16 protein-coding genes are annotated in these 15,547 nt (G+C 60.5%); 5 read left to right on the top strand and 11 right to left on the bottom strand.

Annotated features, from left to right (window positions below; all coding sequences use genetic code 11):
* Positions 1–72 precede the first annotated feature (72 nt).
* The 3 genes from gshA to M5C56_RS06020 form a co-directional block, all read right to left on the bottom strand.
* Positions 73–1,656: a glutamate--cysteine ligase gene (gene gshA, locus M5C56_RS06030; RefSeq protein WP_103499806.1), complete on the bottom strand. Its 1,584-nt coding sequence runs from the start codon at positions 1,654–1,656 to the stop codon at positions 73–75.
* A 199-nt stretch (positions 1,657–1,855) separates the two neighbouring features.
* Complete coding sequence (locus M5C56_RS06025; RefSeq protein ID WP_103499807.1) at positions 1,856–2,239, bottom strand: PaaI family thioesterase; 384 nt, start codon at positions 2,237–2,239, stop codon at positions 1,856–1,858.
* Complete coding sequence (locus tag M5C56_RS06020; protein ID WP_103499808.1) at positions 2,239–4,563, bottom strand: Tex family protein; 2,325 nt, start codon at positions 4,561–4,563, stop codon at positions 2,239–2,241. The genes M5C56_RS06025 and M5C56_RS06020 overlap by 1 nt, the downstream gene beginning before the upstream one ends.
* Positions 4,564–4,902: 339 nt before the next feature.
* Here M5C56_RS06020 and ompR point away from each other — a divergent pair, with 339 nt between their 5' ends.
* On the top strand, positions 4,903–5,643 hold the full coding sequence (gene ompR, locus M5C56_RS06015) for a two-component system response regulator OmpR (protein ID WP_100942051.1): 741 nt from the start codon (positions 4,903–4,905) through the stop codon (positions 5,641–5,643).
* 132 nt (positions 5,644–5,775) lie between these two features.
* The gene (locus M5C56_RS06010) at positions 5,776–7,089 is read left to right on the top strand and encodes an ATP-binding protein (RefSeq protein WP_152736753.1); all 1,314 of its coding nucleotides are present in this window, start codon (positions 5,776–5,778) and stop codon (positions 7,087–7,089) included.
* A 3-nt stretch (positions 7,090–7,092) separates the two neighbouring features.
* Here the strand turns inward: M5C56_RS06010 and rimK are convergent, their stop codons facing one another.
* Together rimK and M5C56_RS06000 are read right to left on the bottom strand one after the other, a co-directional pair.
* On the bottom strand, positions 7,093–7,998 hold the full coding sequence (gene rimK / locus M5C56_RS06005; RefSeq protein WP_100942049.1) for a 30S ribosomal protein S6--L-glutamate ligase: 906 nt from the start codon (positions 7,996–7,998) through the stop codon (positions 7,093–7,095).
* The gene (locus tag M5C56_RS06000) at positions 7,995–8,477 is read right to left on the bottom strand and encodes an ATP-dependent zinc protease (protein WP_103497980.1); all 483 of its coding nucleotides are present in this window, start codon (positions 8,475–8,477) and stop codon (positions 7,995–7,997) included. The genes rimK and M5C56_RS06000 overlap by 4 nt, the downstream gene beginning before the upstream one ends.
* Positions 8,478–8,695: 218 nt before the next feature.
* Between M5C56_RS06000 and M5C56_RS05995 the strand changes: the two genes are divergently transcribed.
* The 3 genes from M5C56_RS05995 (at position 8,696) to M5C56_RS05985 (ending at position 11,864) form a co-directional block, all read left to right on the top strand.
* Positions 8,696–9,100: a S4 domain-containing protein gene (locus M5C56_RS05995; protein WP_103497977.1), complete on the top strand. Its 405-nt coding sequence runs from the start codon at positions 8,696–8,698 to the stop codon at positions 9,098–9,100.
* 134 nt (positions 9,101–9,234) lie between these two features.
* On the top strand, positions 9,235–10,137 hold the full coding sequence (gene hslO, locus M5C56_RS05990; protein ID WP_103497976.1) for an Hsp33 family molecular chaperone HslO: 903 nt from the start codon (positions 9,235–9,237) through the stop codon (positions 10,135–10,137).
* Positions 10,138–10,316: 179 nt separating this feature from the next.
* Positions 10,317–11,864, top strand: a complete 1,548-nt coding sequence (locus M5C56_RS05985) for a phosphoenolpyruvate carboxykinase (protein ID WP_103497975.1) — start codon at positions 10,317–10,319, stop codon at positions 11,862–11,864.
* 129 nt (positions 11,865–11,993) lie between these two features.
* Here the strand turns inward: M5C56_RS05985 and M5C56_RS05980 are convergent, their stop codons facing one another.
* From M5C56_RS05980 to M5C56_RS05955, 6 genes are all read right to left on the bottom strand, one after another.
* Positions 11,994–12,533: a hypothetical protein gene (locus tag M5C56_RS05980; protein ID WP_103497974.1), complete on the bottom strand. Its 540-nt coding sequence runs from the start codon at positions 12,531–12,533 to the stop codon at positions 11,994–11,996.
* Complete coding sequence (locus tag M5C56_RS05975) at positions 12,517–12,825, bottom strand: hypothetical protein (RefSeq protein WP_103497973.1); 309 nt, start codon at positions 12,823–12,825, stop codon at positions 12,517–12,519. Before M5C56_RS05975 ends, M5C56_RS05980 begins: the two co-directional genes overlap by 17 nt.
* 290 nt (positions 12,826–13,115) lie before the next feature.
* Positions 13,116–13,529 (bottom strand): type II toxin-antitoxin system VapC family toxin, encoded by a 414-nt coding sequence (locus M5C56_RS05970; RefSeq protein WP_248766924.1) that lies wholly within the window; start codon positions 13,527–13,529, stop codon positions 13,116–13,118.
* A complete protein-coding gene (gene vapB / locus M5C56_RS05965; protein ID WP_103497971.1) occupies positions 13,526–13,756 on the bottom strand; it encodes a type II toxin-antitoxin system VapB family antitoxin in 231 nt (76 codons plus the stop codon). Before vapB ends, M5C56_RS05970 begins: the two co-directional genes overlap by 4 nt.
* Positions 13,757–14,051: 295 nt before the next feature.
* Positions 14,052–14,342, bottom strand: a complete 291-nt coding sequence (locus M5C56_RS05960; RefSeq protein ID WP_103497970.1) for a hypothetical protein — start codon at positions 14,340–14,342, stop codon at positions 14,052–14,054.
* Positions 14,343–14,667: 325 nt separating this feature from the next.
* Positions 14,668–15,435, bottom strand: a complete 768-nt coding sequence (locus tag M5C56_RS05955) for a hypothetical protein (protein ID WP_103497969.1) — start codon at positions 15,433–15,435, stop codon at positions 14,668–14,670.
* Positions 15,436–15,547 lie beyond the last annotated feature (112 nt).

Below are 15,547 nucleotides of genomic sequence, written 5' to 3'. Positions count from 1 at the left end.
CACAAAATCAGTGGGCGACGACGTACTGTAGGAGCAGGGCTTGCCCGCGAAGGCGTCAATGAAGACGCCGCATCAATTACTGATCGCCAGAATACTCGCCTGGTACGACCCGACAAACACGTCGAAATCCCCCACCTCGTTCTGTTCCAGCTCAGCCTGTTGCACCAGGGATTTACGAGCCGCTTCCTCGAAGCCGGCCTGTTCTTCCTTGCTCAACGGCTGACTGCGGAAGAACTCGGCATGGGCCTGGCTCTGGCGCATCGAGAACTGCGCGAAGCTTTCCTTGTGCGCGGTCATGCTCGCCAACACCTGGGCCGATGGTGTCAGGGACGAATCCTTGACCTTGGCAAGCTGCTCGTCCAGCGCCTTGGCGTGACTATCACCACCATGGCTGCGGTCCAGCAACGCCGCCAGCGGCGCGATCTTCTCCAGCAACTCGTTGGCCCATTCCTTCAGGCCCACCGCCTCACCCCGACGCTGCAATTGCAGGCCCGGGCGCCGACCTTCCTTGACCACGCTGAGGAAGTTCGAGGTGGCATTGCCGCACTCGTTGTTTTCGAACAGCGGACTGTCGTTCAGCGCGCAATACAGCAGGAACGCATCGAGGAAACGCGCCTCGGTCAGATCGATACCGGTCGGCAGGAATGGGTTGATGTCCAGGCAGCGCGCCTCGACATACTGCACGCCACGGGCCATCAGCGCCTGGATCGGCCGCTCGCCGGTGTAGGTCACGCGTTTGGGGCGAATATTGGAGTAGTACTCGTTTTCGATCTGCAGGATGTTGGTGTTGAGCTGTACCCACTCACCATCCTTGTGTGTGCCGATCTCTACGTAAGGTGCGTAGGGAGTGGCCACCGCCTTGCGCAGGCTGTCGATGTAGCTGTCCAGGTCGTTGTAGCAGGGCGTCAGGCCGGCCTGGGCGTTGCTCTGGTAACCCAGGTCGCTCATGCGCAGGCTGGTGGCGTAGGGCAGGTACAGCGTATCGGCGTCGAACTGTTCCAGCGAATGGGCACGCCCGCGCAGGAAACCGGCGTCCAGGGCCGGCGATGCACCGAACAGGTACATCAGCAGCCAGCTGTATCGGCGGAAGTTGCGGATCATCGCGATGTAGGCCAGCGACTGGTAGTCGCGGTCCGTGCCGACGAAACCCTCTGCCTGCTTGAGCACGGGCCAGAGCTGTTCCGGCAGGGAGAAATTGTAGTGAATCCCGGCAATGCACTGCATGGTCTTGCCGTAGCGCAGGGCCAGGCCCTGGCGGTACACATACTTGAGCTTGCCGATATTCGAGGTGCCGTAATAGGCGATCGGAATATCTTCTTCCGCCGGCAACGGGCAAGGCATCGACGGGCTCCACAGGTACTCGTTGCCGAGCTTGCTGTAGGCAAAACGATGGATCTTGTCCAGGCTGGCCAGGGTGTCCGCCGGGTCGGCCAGGGCGGGAGTGATGAACTCCAGCAGCGACTCGGAATAGTCGGTGGTGATTTGTTCGTTGGTCAGTGCGGAGCCCAGCTCTTCGGGGTGCGGTGTCTGCGCCAGACGAGCAACGCCGGTGACGCGCAGGCATTCACGCTCGATGCCGTGCAGGCACTGTTCGAGCAGAGAGAGGTGGTCGCGCTCGCCGAGCAGAGCCAGGCGGCGGTTGAGAAGTTCGCTCAAGTTGGATTCCTTCACGCGTCGGTCGCCCCAATATGGGGGTGGGCAAGACGGTCTACAAGGGTGAAGTTGAGAACTGGCGTGGTCGCCTGGTAAATATCAGAAAACGCCGACACTTCCTCCCTGGGTCGGAGGCAGTGAAAGGGAAAACCCCGACACTGCTTTCACAGTGTCGAAATTAACCCAAATCGAGCCAGGGCGGCTAGAGAACAGCGAAGGTGCCTTGTGCTTTAGCGACAAGTTTGTCGCCTTGGCGCACTTCGGCTTCGACCACCAGGGTGCGGCGGCCGGGGTGGATGACCGTGGCGACGCACAACACTTCGCCCTCGGCCACCGCCCGCATGTAGTTGATCTTGCACTCGATGGTCACGCTGCGCTGGTCAAAACCATGGGAGCTGGAGCAGGCCAGTCCCATGGTGATGTCCACCAGGCTGAAAATCGCCCCGCCGTGCATCACGTTGCCGCGATTGCGCAGGTGCGGCTCCAGCGCCAGGGCCACCTCGGCAACACCGGTTTCCAGGCGTTGCAGGCGGCAGCCGAGCATCTCGCTGAAAGCGCTCTGGGTGAGGCCCTCAGGAATGTCCATCAGCGTTTCTTCAACTGTTTGGCGTTGGCGAACAGCGAAGCCATGGCATTGTTGCTTGGCGCGGCCGGGGTGCTTTCCTTGCGCGGCGCGCTGTTCTGCGACGGCCGTGGTGCCGAGCCCGGACGCGAGCCACGGGCCCCGTCGACTTTCTCGCCCGGGGTGTCGCTCATGCGCATCGACAGGCCGACGCGTTTGCGCGGGATATCGACTTCCATGACCTTGACCTTCACCACATCGCCGGCTTTCACCGCTTCACGGGGGTCCTTGATGAATTTCTCGGACAGTGCGGAGATATGCACCAGGCCGTCCTGGTGTACGCCGATATCGACAAAGGCACCGAAGTTGGTGACGTTGGTTACCACACCTTCGAGAATCATCCCCGGCTCCAGGTCCTTGAGGTCTTCGACGCCGTCCTGGAACGCTGCGGTCTTGAACTCGGGACGCGGGTCGCGGCCCGGCTTCTCCAATTCCTGGAGAATGTCGGTGACGGTGGGCAGGCCGAAGGTTTCATCGGTGAATTTCTTCGGGTCCAGGCGCTTGAGGAAGCTGGCGTCGCCGATCAGCGAGCGGATGTCGCGGTCGGTTTCTGCGGCGATGCGCTGCACCAGCGGGTAGGCTTCCGGGTGCACGGCGGAGGAGTCCAGCGGATTGTCGCCGTTCATCACCCGCAGGAAGCCGGCGGCCTGCTCGAAGGTCTTCTCGCCCAGGCGGGCGACTTTCTTCAGCGCGGCGCGGGTCTTGAACGCGCCGTTTTCATCGCGGTGGTTGACGATATTCTGCGCCAGGGTCGGGTTGAGGCCGGAAATCCGCGCCAGCAACGCCACCGAGGCGGTGTTCACGTCGACGCCGACGGCGTTCACGCAGTCTTCCACCACCGCATCCAGGCCACGGGCCAGCTTGAGCTGGGACACGTCGTGCTGGTACTGGCCGACACCGATGGATTTCGGGTCGATCTTCACCAGTTCGGCCAGCGGGTCCTGCAGGCGGCGGGCAATGGACACGGCGCCACGGATCGACACATCCAGGTCGGGGAATTCCTTGGAGGCCAGTTCAGAGGCCGAGTACACCGAGGCGCCGGCTTCGGACACCATGACCTTGGTCATCTTCATGGCCGGGTATTTCTTGATCAGCTCGGCGGCCAGCTTGTCGGTTTCACGGCTGGCGGTGCCGTTGCCGATGGCGATCAGGTCCACCGAATGCTTAGCGCACAGGGCGGCGAGCACGGCGAGGGTCTGGTCCCACTTGTTGTGTGGCACGTGGGGGTAGACGGTGGCGTGGTCCAGCAGCTTGCCGGTGGAGTCCACCACCGCGACCTTGCAGCCGGTACGCAGGCCCGGGTCGAGGCCCAGGGTGGCGCGCGGGCCGGCCGGGGCGGCCAGCAGCAGGTCGTGCAGGTTGTGGGCGAAGACATTGATCGCCTCGGTTTCCGCGCCGTCGCGCAGCTCGCCCAGCAGGTCGGTTTCCAGGTGGGTGTAGAGCTTGACCTTCCAGGTCCAGCGCACCACTTCGCCCAGCCATTTGTCGGCGGGACGATTCTGGTTCTGGATGCCGAACTGCTGGCCGATCATGCCTTCGCACGGGTGCATGCTGCCCGGCTGCTCGTCGCCGACCTTCAGCGCGGAGCTGAGGATGCCTTCGTTGCGGCCACGGAAAATCGCCAGGGCGCGGTGCGACGGCATGCTTTTCAGCGGCTCGTCGTGTTCGAAGTAGTCGCGGAACTTGGCACCTTCCTCTTCCTTGCCGGCGATGACCCGGGCACTCAGGGTGGCTTCCTGCTTGAGGTAGTTGCGCAGCTTGTCCAGCAGGCCGGCGTCTTCGGCGAAGCGTTCCATCAGGATGTACTTGGCGCCTTCCAGGGCCGCCTTCACGTCCGCCACGCCTTTTTCACCGTCGACGAAACGCGCGGCTTCGACTTCCGGATTCAGCATCGGGTCGTTGAACAGGCCGTCCGCCAACTCGCCGAGGCCGGCTTCCAGGGCGATCTGGCCCTTGGTGCGGCGTTTCTGCTTGTACGGCAGGTAAAGGTCTTCGAGGCGGGTCTTGGTGTCGGCCAGCTTGATATCGCGGGCAAGTGTAGGGGTCAGCTTGCCTTGCTCCTCGATGCTGGCGAGGATGCTGATGCGCCGTTCGTCGAGTTCTCGCAGGTAGCGCAGGCGCTCTTCCAGGTGACGCAGCTGGATGTCATCCAGGCTGCCGGTCACTTCCTTGCGGTAGCGCGCGATGAAGGGCACGGTGGAGCCCTCATCCAGTAGAGCGACGGCCGCTTCGACCTGTTGTGGGCGGACGCCGAGTTCTTCGGCGATGCGGCTGTTGATGCTGTCCATAAAACCACCTGACAAAGTGTGAAAGCAGACGCGTCGAGGCTCTCAAGCCATCGGGACGAATCTGGTTTGGGATCAAAAGGCAGCCTTGAGACCCATGAAATCAGCACATTGCTGTGTGCCTTGGAAAATAAAGAGCGGCACGCCACAGCAATGATCAGACGTTGCCTGAGACAAGAGGCGGCGCATTATAACCAGCGTTCCGGGCTTGCGGGGATTGTGCACCCGCGCGGTGCCTTTAGAGCGTTTACTGGTAGTTGAGGAAAAATCTGCTAACAATGCACCGGATACGGATAAGGGCCGCTGGGCCCATAATGCGTGCCGAGATCAAAGGAGCATCCAATGAGCAGCACTGCAAACCCTGCTGAAGGCGAAAAAATTCTCATCGTTGATGACGATCCCGGGCTGAGCAGCCTGCTGGAACGTTTTTTCACCAGCAAGGGCTATCGCGCCCGCGCAGTGGCGAACACCGAACAGATGGACCGCCTGCTGTCCCGTGAAGTTTTCAACCTGGTGGTCCTCGACCTGATGCTGCCCGGCGAAGACGGCCTGACCGCCTGCCGTCGCCTGCGCGCGGCGAACAACCAGGTGCCGATCATCATGCTCACCGCCAAGGGCGATGAGCTGAGCCGGATCAAGGGCCTGGAGCTGGGCGCCGACGATTACCTGGCCAAACCCTTCAACCCCGATGAGCTGATGGCCCGGGTCAAGGCGGTGTTGCGTCGCCAGTCGGCACCGGTGCCGGGCGCACCGGGCAGCGAAGACGAGAGCGTGACCTTCGGTGACTACGAGCTGTCCCTGGCCACTCGCGAACTCAAGCGCGGCGAAGAAGTGCACATGCTCACCACCGGCGAGTTCGCCGTGCTCAAGGCGCTGGTCATGCATGCCCGCGAGCCGCTGACCCGCGACAAGCTGATGAACCTGGCCCGTGGTCGTGAATGGGATGCGCTGGAGCGTTCTATCGACGTGCAGATCTCCCGTCTGCGCCGCATGATCGAACCGGATCCGTCCAAGCCGCGCTATATCCAGACCGTCTGGGGCGTGGGTTACGTGTTCGTGCCGGACGGCGCCGCGACCAAGTGACGATGCCCGGTGCCTGTTGACGGGTGCCTGTTGATCGGTAGGAACGATTCGCCCGGGTAAACCCCGGGCGAGTCGCAATCCGCAATATGCGAGCCCGCCCGCTCGCCTCTGCAAAGTGTCCAGCGGCTGCCCATGAAAACCCCTCTCTGGTTCCCCCAAAGTTTCTTCGCCCGTACCCTCTGGCTGGTGCTGATCGTCGTGCTGTTCTCCAAGGCACTGACCCTGGTGTACCTGCTGATGAACGAAGACGTGCTGGTGGACCGTCAGTACAGTCACGGCGTGGCCCTGACCCTGCGTGCCTATTGGGCGGCGGACGAGGACGATCGCGACAAGATCGCCGATGCCGCCGGCTTGATCCGGGTGGTCAGCGGTGGGGTGCCGGAAGGTGAACAGCACTGGCCCTACAGTGAGATCTACCAGCGCCAGATGCAGGCCGAGTTGGGTGCCGACACCGAGGTGCGGTTGCGCATGCACTCGCCGCCGGCCCTCTGGGTGCGGGCGCCGAGCCTGGGTGCCGGCTGGCTGAAAGTGCCGCTGTATCCGCATCCGCTGCGCGGGCAGAAAATCTGGAGCGTGCTGGGTTGGTTCCTGGCCATCGGGCTGCTCTCCACCGCGTCGGCGTGGATCTTTGTCAGCCAGCTCAACCAGCCGTTGAAGCGTCTGGTGGATGCCGCGCGGCAACTCGGCCAGGGGCGCAGCGTACGGCTGCCGATCAGTGATACCCCCAGCGAAATGACCGAGGTGTACCGGGCCTTCAACCAGATGGCCGAGGACGTCGAACAGGCGGGTCGAGAACGGGAGTTGATGCTGGCAGGTGTGTCCCATGACTTGCGCACGCCGTTGACGCGGCTGCGCCTGTCACTGGAGCTGATGGGCAGTCATGACGATCTCAGCGATGAGATGGTCCGGGATATCGAGGACATGGACGCCATCCTCGACCAGTTCCTCGCCTTTATCCGCGACGGTCGCGACGAGTCGGTGGAAGAGGTCGACCTGAGCGAGCTGGTGCGCGAAGTGGTGGCGCCCTATAACCAGAGCGAAGAGCGGGTACGCACGCGGTTGCAACCGATCCAGCCGTTCCCGTTGCGGCGGGTGTCGATGAAGCGGCTGTTGAATAACCTGATCGGCAACGCCTTGCACCATGCCGGCGAGGGCGTGGAAGTGGCGGCCTATGTTTCGGGCGACAGCAGCGCGCCGTACGTGGTACTGAGCGTCATGGACCGAGGGACGGGGATTGATCCGGCGGAGCTGGAAGGCATCTTCAATCCCTTCACCCGGGGCGACAAGGCCCGTGGCGGCAAGGGCACGGGCTTGGGGCTGGCGATTGTCAGGCGGATCGCCTCGATGCATGGCGGCAATGTCGAACTGCGCAACCGCACCGGTGGCGGCCTGGAAGCGCGGGTTCGTTTGCCGCTGGGGTTGATGCTGCCTCGCGACGCGGTGTAGAAATCAGCCTTTACCCTTGGTCCGGGTCATGTTCGGGCCGCCGTTCTTCTCGATGTGCTCGATGATGATCCCGGCCACATCCTTGCCGGTGGTCACCTCGATGCCCTCAAGGCCAGGCGAGGAGTTCACCTCCATCACCAGCGGGCCGTGATTGGAGCGCAGGATATCCACCCCGGCCACGCTCAGGCCCATCACCTTGGCCGCGCGAATCGCGGTCATGCGTTCTTCCGGGGTGATCTTGATCAGGCTGGCGCTGCCGCCGCGATGCAGGTTGGAGCGGAACTCCCCAGGCTTGGCCTGGCGCTTCATCGACGCAATCACCTTGTCGCCCACCACGAAGCAGCGGATATCGGCACCACCGGCTTCCTTGATGTACTCCTGGACCATGATGTCCTGCTTCAGGCCCATGAACGCCTCGATCACCGACTCCGCCGCCGTCGCCGTTTCGCACAGCACCACGCCGATACCCTGGGTGCCCTCGAGCACCTTGATCACCAGCGGTGCGCCGTTGACCATGGCGATCAGGTCGGGAATATCGTCCGGCGAGTGGGCAAAACCGGTCACCGGCAAGCCGATCCCGCGCCGCGACAGCAACTGCAGCGAACGCAGCTTGTCCCGCGAGCGAGCGATGGCCACCGACTCGTTGAGGGGAAACACCCCCATCATTTCGAACTGGCGCAGCACCGCGCAGCCATAAAAGGTCACCGAGGCGCCGATCCGCGGGATCACCGCATCGAAACCCTCCAGGGGCTTGCCGCGATAGTGGATCTGCGGCTTGTGGCTGGCGATGTTCATATAGGCGCGCAGGGTGTCGACCACCACCATCTCATGGCCGCGGGCAACGCCGGCCTCTACCAGGCGACGAGTGGAATACAGACGCGGGTTACGCGACAGCACAGCGATCTTCATGCAACACCTGTGGCAGAGGTAGTAGTGACCGGGAAAACCGGCTTGTCTTGAACGTATTTGTGCTCTGGATTGACCACCAACTGGCCATCGATCAGGGCTTTGGAACCGAGCAACAGGCGATAACGCATGGCTTTGCGGCAGGCGAGGGTGAACTGCACCTGCCAGACCCGGTCGCCCAGGGCCAGGGTGGTGGCGATCACATAACGCACCTGGGCATGGCCGTTGGAGCTCTTGATGGTCTTCATCGTCAGCAACGGCGCTTCGCAGCGGCGGTGACGCAATTGCACCACGCTGCCCAGGTGGGCGGTGAAACGCACCCACTTCTCACCGTCGCGCTCGAAGGGCTCGATTTCGGTGGCGTGCAGGCTGGAGGTGCTGGCACCGGTGTCGATTTTCGCCCGCAGGCCGGCGACTCCCAAATCCGGAAGCGCCACCCACTCGCGCAGACCCACAACAGTCAAATGGTCAAATGTCTTCAAAATGCTCAACCGGTGGAGAAAGGCGCTCTGGCTGCCCGGCAGCCGTAATTGCGGTATTCACGCAGAATATCGGGTAAATGGCGATAGTTATCTCTGCGACCTGTTTCAGGTCGTGAAATTACCCCCTGGATCACCTGGCATTCTAGACTGGCCAGGACCATTCAGCTTCGACGGCAACGGTAGTACAGTTCGACAATATTTCAGTTTGAGGAAGGACAGTGGCGCAGAAAGCGGAAGAGGACGACAAGGTTCGGTTGGACAAGTGGTTGTGGGCGGCGCGCTTCTATAAGACCCGTGCCCTGGCCAAGGCGGCGATTGAAAGCGGCAAGGTGCATTGTCGCGGCGAGCGCTGCAAACCGGGCAAGGAGCCACGGGTGGGCGACGAGATCCAGATTCGCACCGGTTTCGACGAACGGACCGTGGTGGTGCAGGCGCTGTCGCTGGTCCGTCGCGGCGCTCCCGAAGCGCAGACGCTCTATGCTGAGACCGAGCAGAGCCTGGCCAAGCGCGAAGCCGCGGCGGCGCAACGCAAGGCCGGTGCGCTGGGCCTGACCACCGACGGCAAGCCGAGCAAGAAACAGCGACGTGATCTATTCAAGTTTCGTGGCAGCGGCGCCGAATAGGGCGCAGCGCGTCGCCTCAGTCCTTGACTGAGCGCCATTCGCCCCCATGTTGCTTGGTACAAATCCCGTTTGTTCATAAAATGCTCACTTCCCTGGGCAGAACACCCCTATTCCTACTTCCAGAATTGATACCTATGTCAGACCTACCGGACACCGACTACACCCAGCGCTTCATCTTCGATGACAGCGACACCCGCGGCGAATTGGTGTCGCTGGAGCGCAGCTACGCCGAAGTACTGGCCAAGCACCCCTACCCGGAGCCGATCGCGCAACTGCTCGGCGAGCTGATGGCCGCCGCGTCGTTGCTGGTCGGTACCCTGAAGTTCGACGGCCTGCTGATTCTCCAGGCGCGTTCCGAAGGCCCGGTGCCGCTGCTGATGATCGAATGCTCCAGCGAGCGCGAGATCCGTGGTCTGGCTCGCTACGACGAGGCACTGATCCCGGCTGACGCGACCCTGGCCGACCTGATGCCCAATGGCGTCCTCGCCCTGACCGTCGATCCGACCCAGGGCCAGCGCTACCAGGGCATTGTCGACCTGGACGGCGAAACCCTGTCGGAGTGTTTCACCAACTACTTCGTCATGTCCCAGCAGGTCGGCACACGCTTCTGGCTCCACGCCGACGGTCGCCGTGCCCGTGGCATGCTGCTGCAACAACTGCCCGCCGACCGCCTGCGCGAGCAGGAAGAGCGCGACGCCAGCTGGCAGCACCTGACCGCCATGGCCAGCACCCTGACCGCTGACGAGCTGCTGAGCCTGGACAACGAAACCGTCCTGCACCGCCTCTACCACGAAGAAGCCGTGCGCCTGTTCGACCTTCAACCGCTGCGTTTCCATTGCAGCTGTTCGCGGGAGCGTTCGGGCAATGCACTGGTCAGCCTGGGGCTGGAAGATGCCCAGCAACTGGTGGTCGAACACGGCGGCCATATCGAGGTCGATTGCCAGTTTTGCAACCAGCGCTATCTGTTCGATGCCGCTGACGTTTCGCAATTGTTCGCCGGTGCCGGCGTCGACACCCCGTCAGATACTCGTCACTAAAACGGTTCAGCGCAGGTAAATCTCCTGTCAAACGACAGAAAATAGGCGTTCTGACAGGAGGACCCTACTCTTTTTGGGCTTTTCTGGCATAATCCGGCCCACTTTTTTCGCGGTAGTAGTGCACGACTTTCTACTACAAAACGTTTGGAGCACTCGGCCAGTGGCCGACGGGGAATCTCATGACGCAAGCAAACAATGCCGTGTACACCGATCTGAGTGTTGACGATCTGGTAAAAGAAGCCCTGGCTCGTGGTGAAGGCGAACTCGCCGACACCGGCGCGCTGGTCGTGCGCACCGGTCACCGTACCGGTCGTTCGCCGGTCGACCGTTTTATCGTCGAAGAGCCTTCCACCCAGGATGCGATTGCCTGGGGCCCGATCAACCGCAAGTTCCCGGCCGACAAGTTCGATGCCCTGTGGAACCGCGTTGAAGCCTTTATCGGCGAGCGCGAGCGTTTTGTTTCCCACGTGCACGTCGGTTCCGACCCGGCGCACTACCTGCCGGTCAAGATGACCACCGGTACCGCCTGGCACAACCTGTTCGGCCGTTGCCTGTTCATCAACCCGGAAGCCGGCCAGTACAACGCCGGTGGCAAGGACGAGTGGCAGATCCTCAACGTGCCGGAGTTCGAGTGCGTGCCAGAGCGTGACGGCACCAACTCCGACGGCACCGTGATCCTCAACTTCGCGGCCAAGAAAGTCCTGATCGCCGGCATGCGTTACGCCGGTGAAATGAAAAAAGCCCTGTTCTCGGTGCAGAACTTCCTGCTGCCGGCCGTCGATGTACTGCCGATGCACTGCGCGGCGAACATGGGCGAAGAGGGCGACGTGACCCTGTTCTTCGGTCTGTCGGGCACCGGCAAGACCACCCTGTCGGCTGACGAAAGCCGTTACCTGATCGGTGACGACGAACACGGCTGGGGCGTGGGCGTGGTGTTCAACATCGAAGGCGGTTGCTATGCCAAGTGCATCGACCTGTCCGAGAAGAACGAGCCGGTGATCTGGAAAGCCATCCAGCACGGCGCCGTGCTGGAAAACGTCGTGCTGGACGCCAACAAGAAGGCCGACTACGCCGACGACAGCCTGACCCAGAACAGCCGTGCGGCCTACCCGCGCGAACTGATCGAAAAACGCGCACCGAAAAACCTCGGTGGCGAGCCAAATGCCGTGATCTTCCTGACCTGCGACCTGACCGGCGTACTGCCACCGGTGTCGATCCTCAGCGAAGAACAGGCCGCTTACCACTTCCTGTCCGGCTACACCGCACTGGTGGGTTCGACTGAAATGGGTTCGGGCGCCGGCATCAAGTCGACCTTCTCCACCTGCTTCGGCGCACCGTTCTTCCCGCGTCCGGCTGGCGTGTACGCTGAACTGCTGATCAAGCGGATCCGTGGTTTCGGTTCCAAGGTCTACCTGGTCAACACCGGTTGGACCGGCGGCGGCTACGGCGTTGGCAAGCGCTTCAATATCCCGACGACTCGTGGCGTGATTGCCGCGATCCAGAGCGGTGCGTTGATTGGTGCTGAGACCGAGCACCTGGACACCATCAACCTGGACGTGCCATTGGCCGTACCGGGCGTCGAGACTGGCCTGTTGAACCCACGCAACACCTGGGCTGACAAGGCTGCCTACGACGAAGCGGCGAAAGCGCTGGCGGGTCTGTTCATCGAGAACTTCAAGAAGTTCGACGTGAGCGACGCGATCAAGGCGGCTGGGCCGAAGTTGTAATCGAGTCTGGTTATCCGCCTCAAGAAAACCGCCCTTCGGGGCGGTTTTTTATTGTGTGGCTGATTCTGCTGTCGATAGCTTCAGGGGTATCCACTTTTGACGGTTTGTGAACGGCTGCGGGATTTTTGCTCATGGGCTGGGTGCTGGTAATCCGTTTGCACTAGCGGATTCCAGTAGTTTAAAGGGATGTCTCAGTATCTCCAGATCGTCCAGTTGCCTGCGCTTCGACTCTGGCAAGGTCTGATACCTGGCCTTGTAACGCAGCATTGTGTCGTAGCCCATGAGCTGAACAGTGGCGGCCAGGTTTTGTGGGTCGTCGGTTGCGGAGAAGTCCGGCAGACCTGTTTCCCTGGCCATCTGTGTGGCAGCGAGTAGTTCGAGAGTGGCATGCTTCTCGCACTCCCACGACGCCAGGGATCTGAAGTACAGCAAGGCAATTTTCTTTTCTTCGTCATCCAGTCCGGCAGGGGACAATAGATTGGCAGGCAGGACCTTTTCCGTGTTTAGGCAGGCTTGTTGTTGTGCCTCCATGGCGGCGGTGGCCCTGGCGAAGTCGGCAATAACGAAGCCATGGAAGCGCTGCTCGACGGTTATGGACTGATCGGCGCTGGCTCCAAGGGCCAGTGCGCCAAGGCATCCGATCCAGATTGCCTTAGTACATGCAGCCATTGGCGACTCCTTTCCAGAACTCGAATTGAGCTCGATCGTGTAAGTGCTGCAGTGCCTGGTCATTGGCGATGGTGACGACTCGATTGCGCTGTATTTTCGACCAGGCATGTGTGCTTTCGCTGAAGAGTTTCCAATCGTATTGTGTGATGTTGAAGGCCGTTTCCAGCGGCACGCTACGGGTGAATAAGCGGGCTATCACGCCACTCGATGTCACGGCTGCACCGAGCTGGGTCATGCGAGTGATTTTGTTGATCTGTTCGATGCTGGCGAGGCTTTGGGCATCGAGTTTCAATTGATGAATCAATGGGCAGGTATACACGGGAGCAGACCTCAACAGTATGAGGTTGCCTTATAACAATATTTATTTTTCGTGCTTAGTATGGCGAGCATCTTTCAGGCAGGGCTTTCGATATTAAAAGAAATAACTTACAAGAAAGTATGCATTTCTTATCCCCAGATGCACGAAAGCCCGCTCGATGAATCGATGCGGGCCTCGGAAGGTGGGCAAATGGTTGACCAGATGCGTTGTGGCTATTTTATCAATCTGCTCGTCCCAAGACAACAAACTTGGCGAGTAATACTTCAGTGAACCCAGTCTTCGTATTCAAGACCTGTAACACGACTGAACTCGCGCAGATTATTGGTGACTAGCTTGCACCCCATGGCTATGGCGTGGCCCGCAATGGCAGTGTCATTGCCGCCAATGATTGAGCCGCTATCAGTTAATTGACGTCTTACTTCGACCGCTGCGTCCACGGCGCTCTGATCCCACGGCAGGACAGCATCCAGGCGTTTCACAAACTCATCAACCATCGTTTTGTGTCTGGCGGATGCTTTCTTGCCGATCTGTCCGTAGCGCATTTCTGAATAAGTGATCGCAGAAATTACGATTCGGTTATTTCGGCCAACTTCTGCTACCAACCGCTTCAATACGGATTCGGGGCGTTCACGCATGATGAACGAGCAAATGCAGGTATCGAGCATATAGGTGGTCACAGGTTGAACCTACCTTCATCGGTGATGATGTCCGGACGCTCTTGCAGAAAGTCCGTGTCAGCAGCGGGCACTTCTGCCAGCGATTGCCAGCTGGGACGCACGGGGCGCAGGGTGATCACATCGCCATTGCGGGTAATTTCCAGTTCTCCTACACCTTCGTAAGCCATGTCGTTTGGCAGGCGAATCGCCTGATTTTTTCCGTTCTTGAAAATTGAGACTGTGCGCATGATGTCGCTCCTGCATATGTCTAGCATATGCAGAGTAGCATCGGTTTTTTGCATAGGCAAGGCATATGCTTGCTCGAGCATTGTCTGAATTGTCACCTGATTACCTCCAGAAGGGATTTTCTGCGGGCTATTGAGAGGCTGCGTCAGAAAGCCGAATGCAAATAATGAAGGCGCTGATACCTGCTGTGGATCAGCTCTTACATTCATTCTCGTAGCCAGACTCTCAAAATGGGTTGTGAATTACCCAAGCTAAGTAGGCCATTTCCTATAGAGAAATGGCCTGTCTTTGATGGCGTTACTGAGCGACTTGCCCGCCCAATGCCATCGTCCGCTGCTGGAGCAGTTGCAACAGGTCGCAACCTTCACGCACCAACAGGTACGCGGCATTGGTGACGTGGGTGAAGTCTTTGTCGCAGGTGGTGATGAGGCTCATGCACGTCATGGTTTCCAGCAGATCGCTGGCGGCCTGAAGGCGTTGGTAGGCGCTGGTTTGCAGATCGTCGAGGCTGGCGTTGGTGTCGATGAGCAGAACTGGGATTGTGGTGAAGTTGGTGCTGAGGGGGATGTAGCGATTTTGAGTGTTCATAGGTATGCGCTCTGATGAGATTCATTGATCCGTGCGCACTCTGACAGGTGACCAAACCCGGTCGCTGAATTGGCAGCGACGGGGCGAACTATAGGAGGCTTCGGCGGGGCAGCGCAAGGCGTGGCGATCTGCTCTCAAGATGATGCAACCGGAAGCACTTTTCACATTGACAGTGCTTGTGGCGCTTGAGCGAGTTGTCCACAGTCCATGGACCGTGGACAAGCGCCAAAATGTGTTCGACCAAACTCAAGATAAAAACAATGTGCGCTTGTTTCGGGGCAGCCGAATTGGCATCGATAGATGGGGCTCGGCAGGAGCGTCAGATTTACTCCGCTGCGCTATACGTCTTCATCGCCGTGCAATAGCGCACCTGCATCTCCTTGCTTTTCTCATCCTGGTCGCGGTCCCAGCGCTTGCCCCATTCGCCGCACTGTTCCTTGAAAAAGACCTCCGCCGATTTGCGACATTCACGGCGCTCGGTGCTGCCGGCGAGGAAGTTGCCGCAGACGCTGGCGTTGTCGATGACGTTGTTGAAGATCCGCCATTTCGCCTGATAACGGTCGCGGCCATCCCATTCGCGAATGCTCACCGTGGCGATTTCGTATTGGCGTGTCTGCCTGGCTTCAGGTGCGTTCAAGTTGGCTTGGTAGCCCGCCAGGTAGCTGGCCGACACCAGGCCCTGGACCTTCGGGGTGGGTGGGGCTGCGGCGTGTGCTGCTGCCGCGGGCGCCTGGGTCTGCACCACGACAACCACTTGCGGTGCAGGCGCTGGCACGAGTTTGGCGGTAGGTTCTGGATGCGATACCGGCTCCACTGGCGCTTCGGACGGCTTGGCCGTTTCAATCGGCACTGGCTCATCCGCTGGCAGTGCCGCAACAGGGATCGGGTGGCTGCTGTTACGGTTGACCGTCATGTAGCCGAGCATACCCACCAGTATCAGCACCAATACCCACATTCCATAGGATTTGGGCTGCGCTGGGCGCGGTACTTTCTGTTTGGCCGGGTGCGATCCCAGCACCACGTCAAAATGTTCGGGGTGCAGGCGCTTGAAACGGATGACGCCATCGTCATCTTCTTGCTCGGGTTGGTGCATGTCGCCGCTGCCTTCCTTGGTGAGTCAGCGGGTTATCGGCGCTTTCTCGTGGGCTTTGAGGGGAGTTGCAGATTAAATCGTCAAATGGCCGTTGGCGAGTAACGATGGCTCC

Origin of the sequence: Pseudomonas sp. MWU13-2862 (genome assembly GCF_023242495.1) — a bacterium.
Classification (GTDB): Bacteria; Pseudomonadota; Gammaproteobacteria; order Pseudomonadales; family Pseudomonadaceae; genus Aquipseudomonas; species Aquipseudomonas gingeri_D.
Note: the sequence above shows the minus strand (reverse complement) of the source record. Positions and strands in the feature narration are given on the sequence as shown.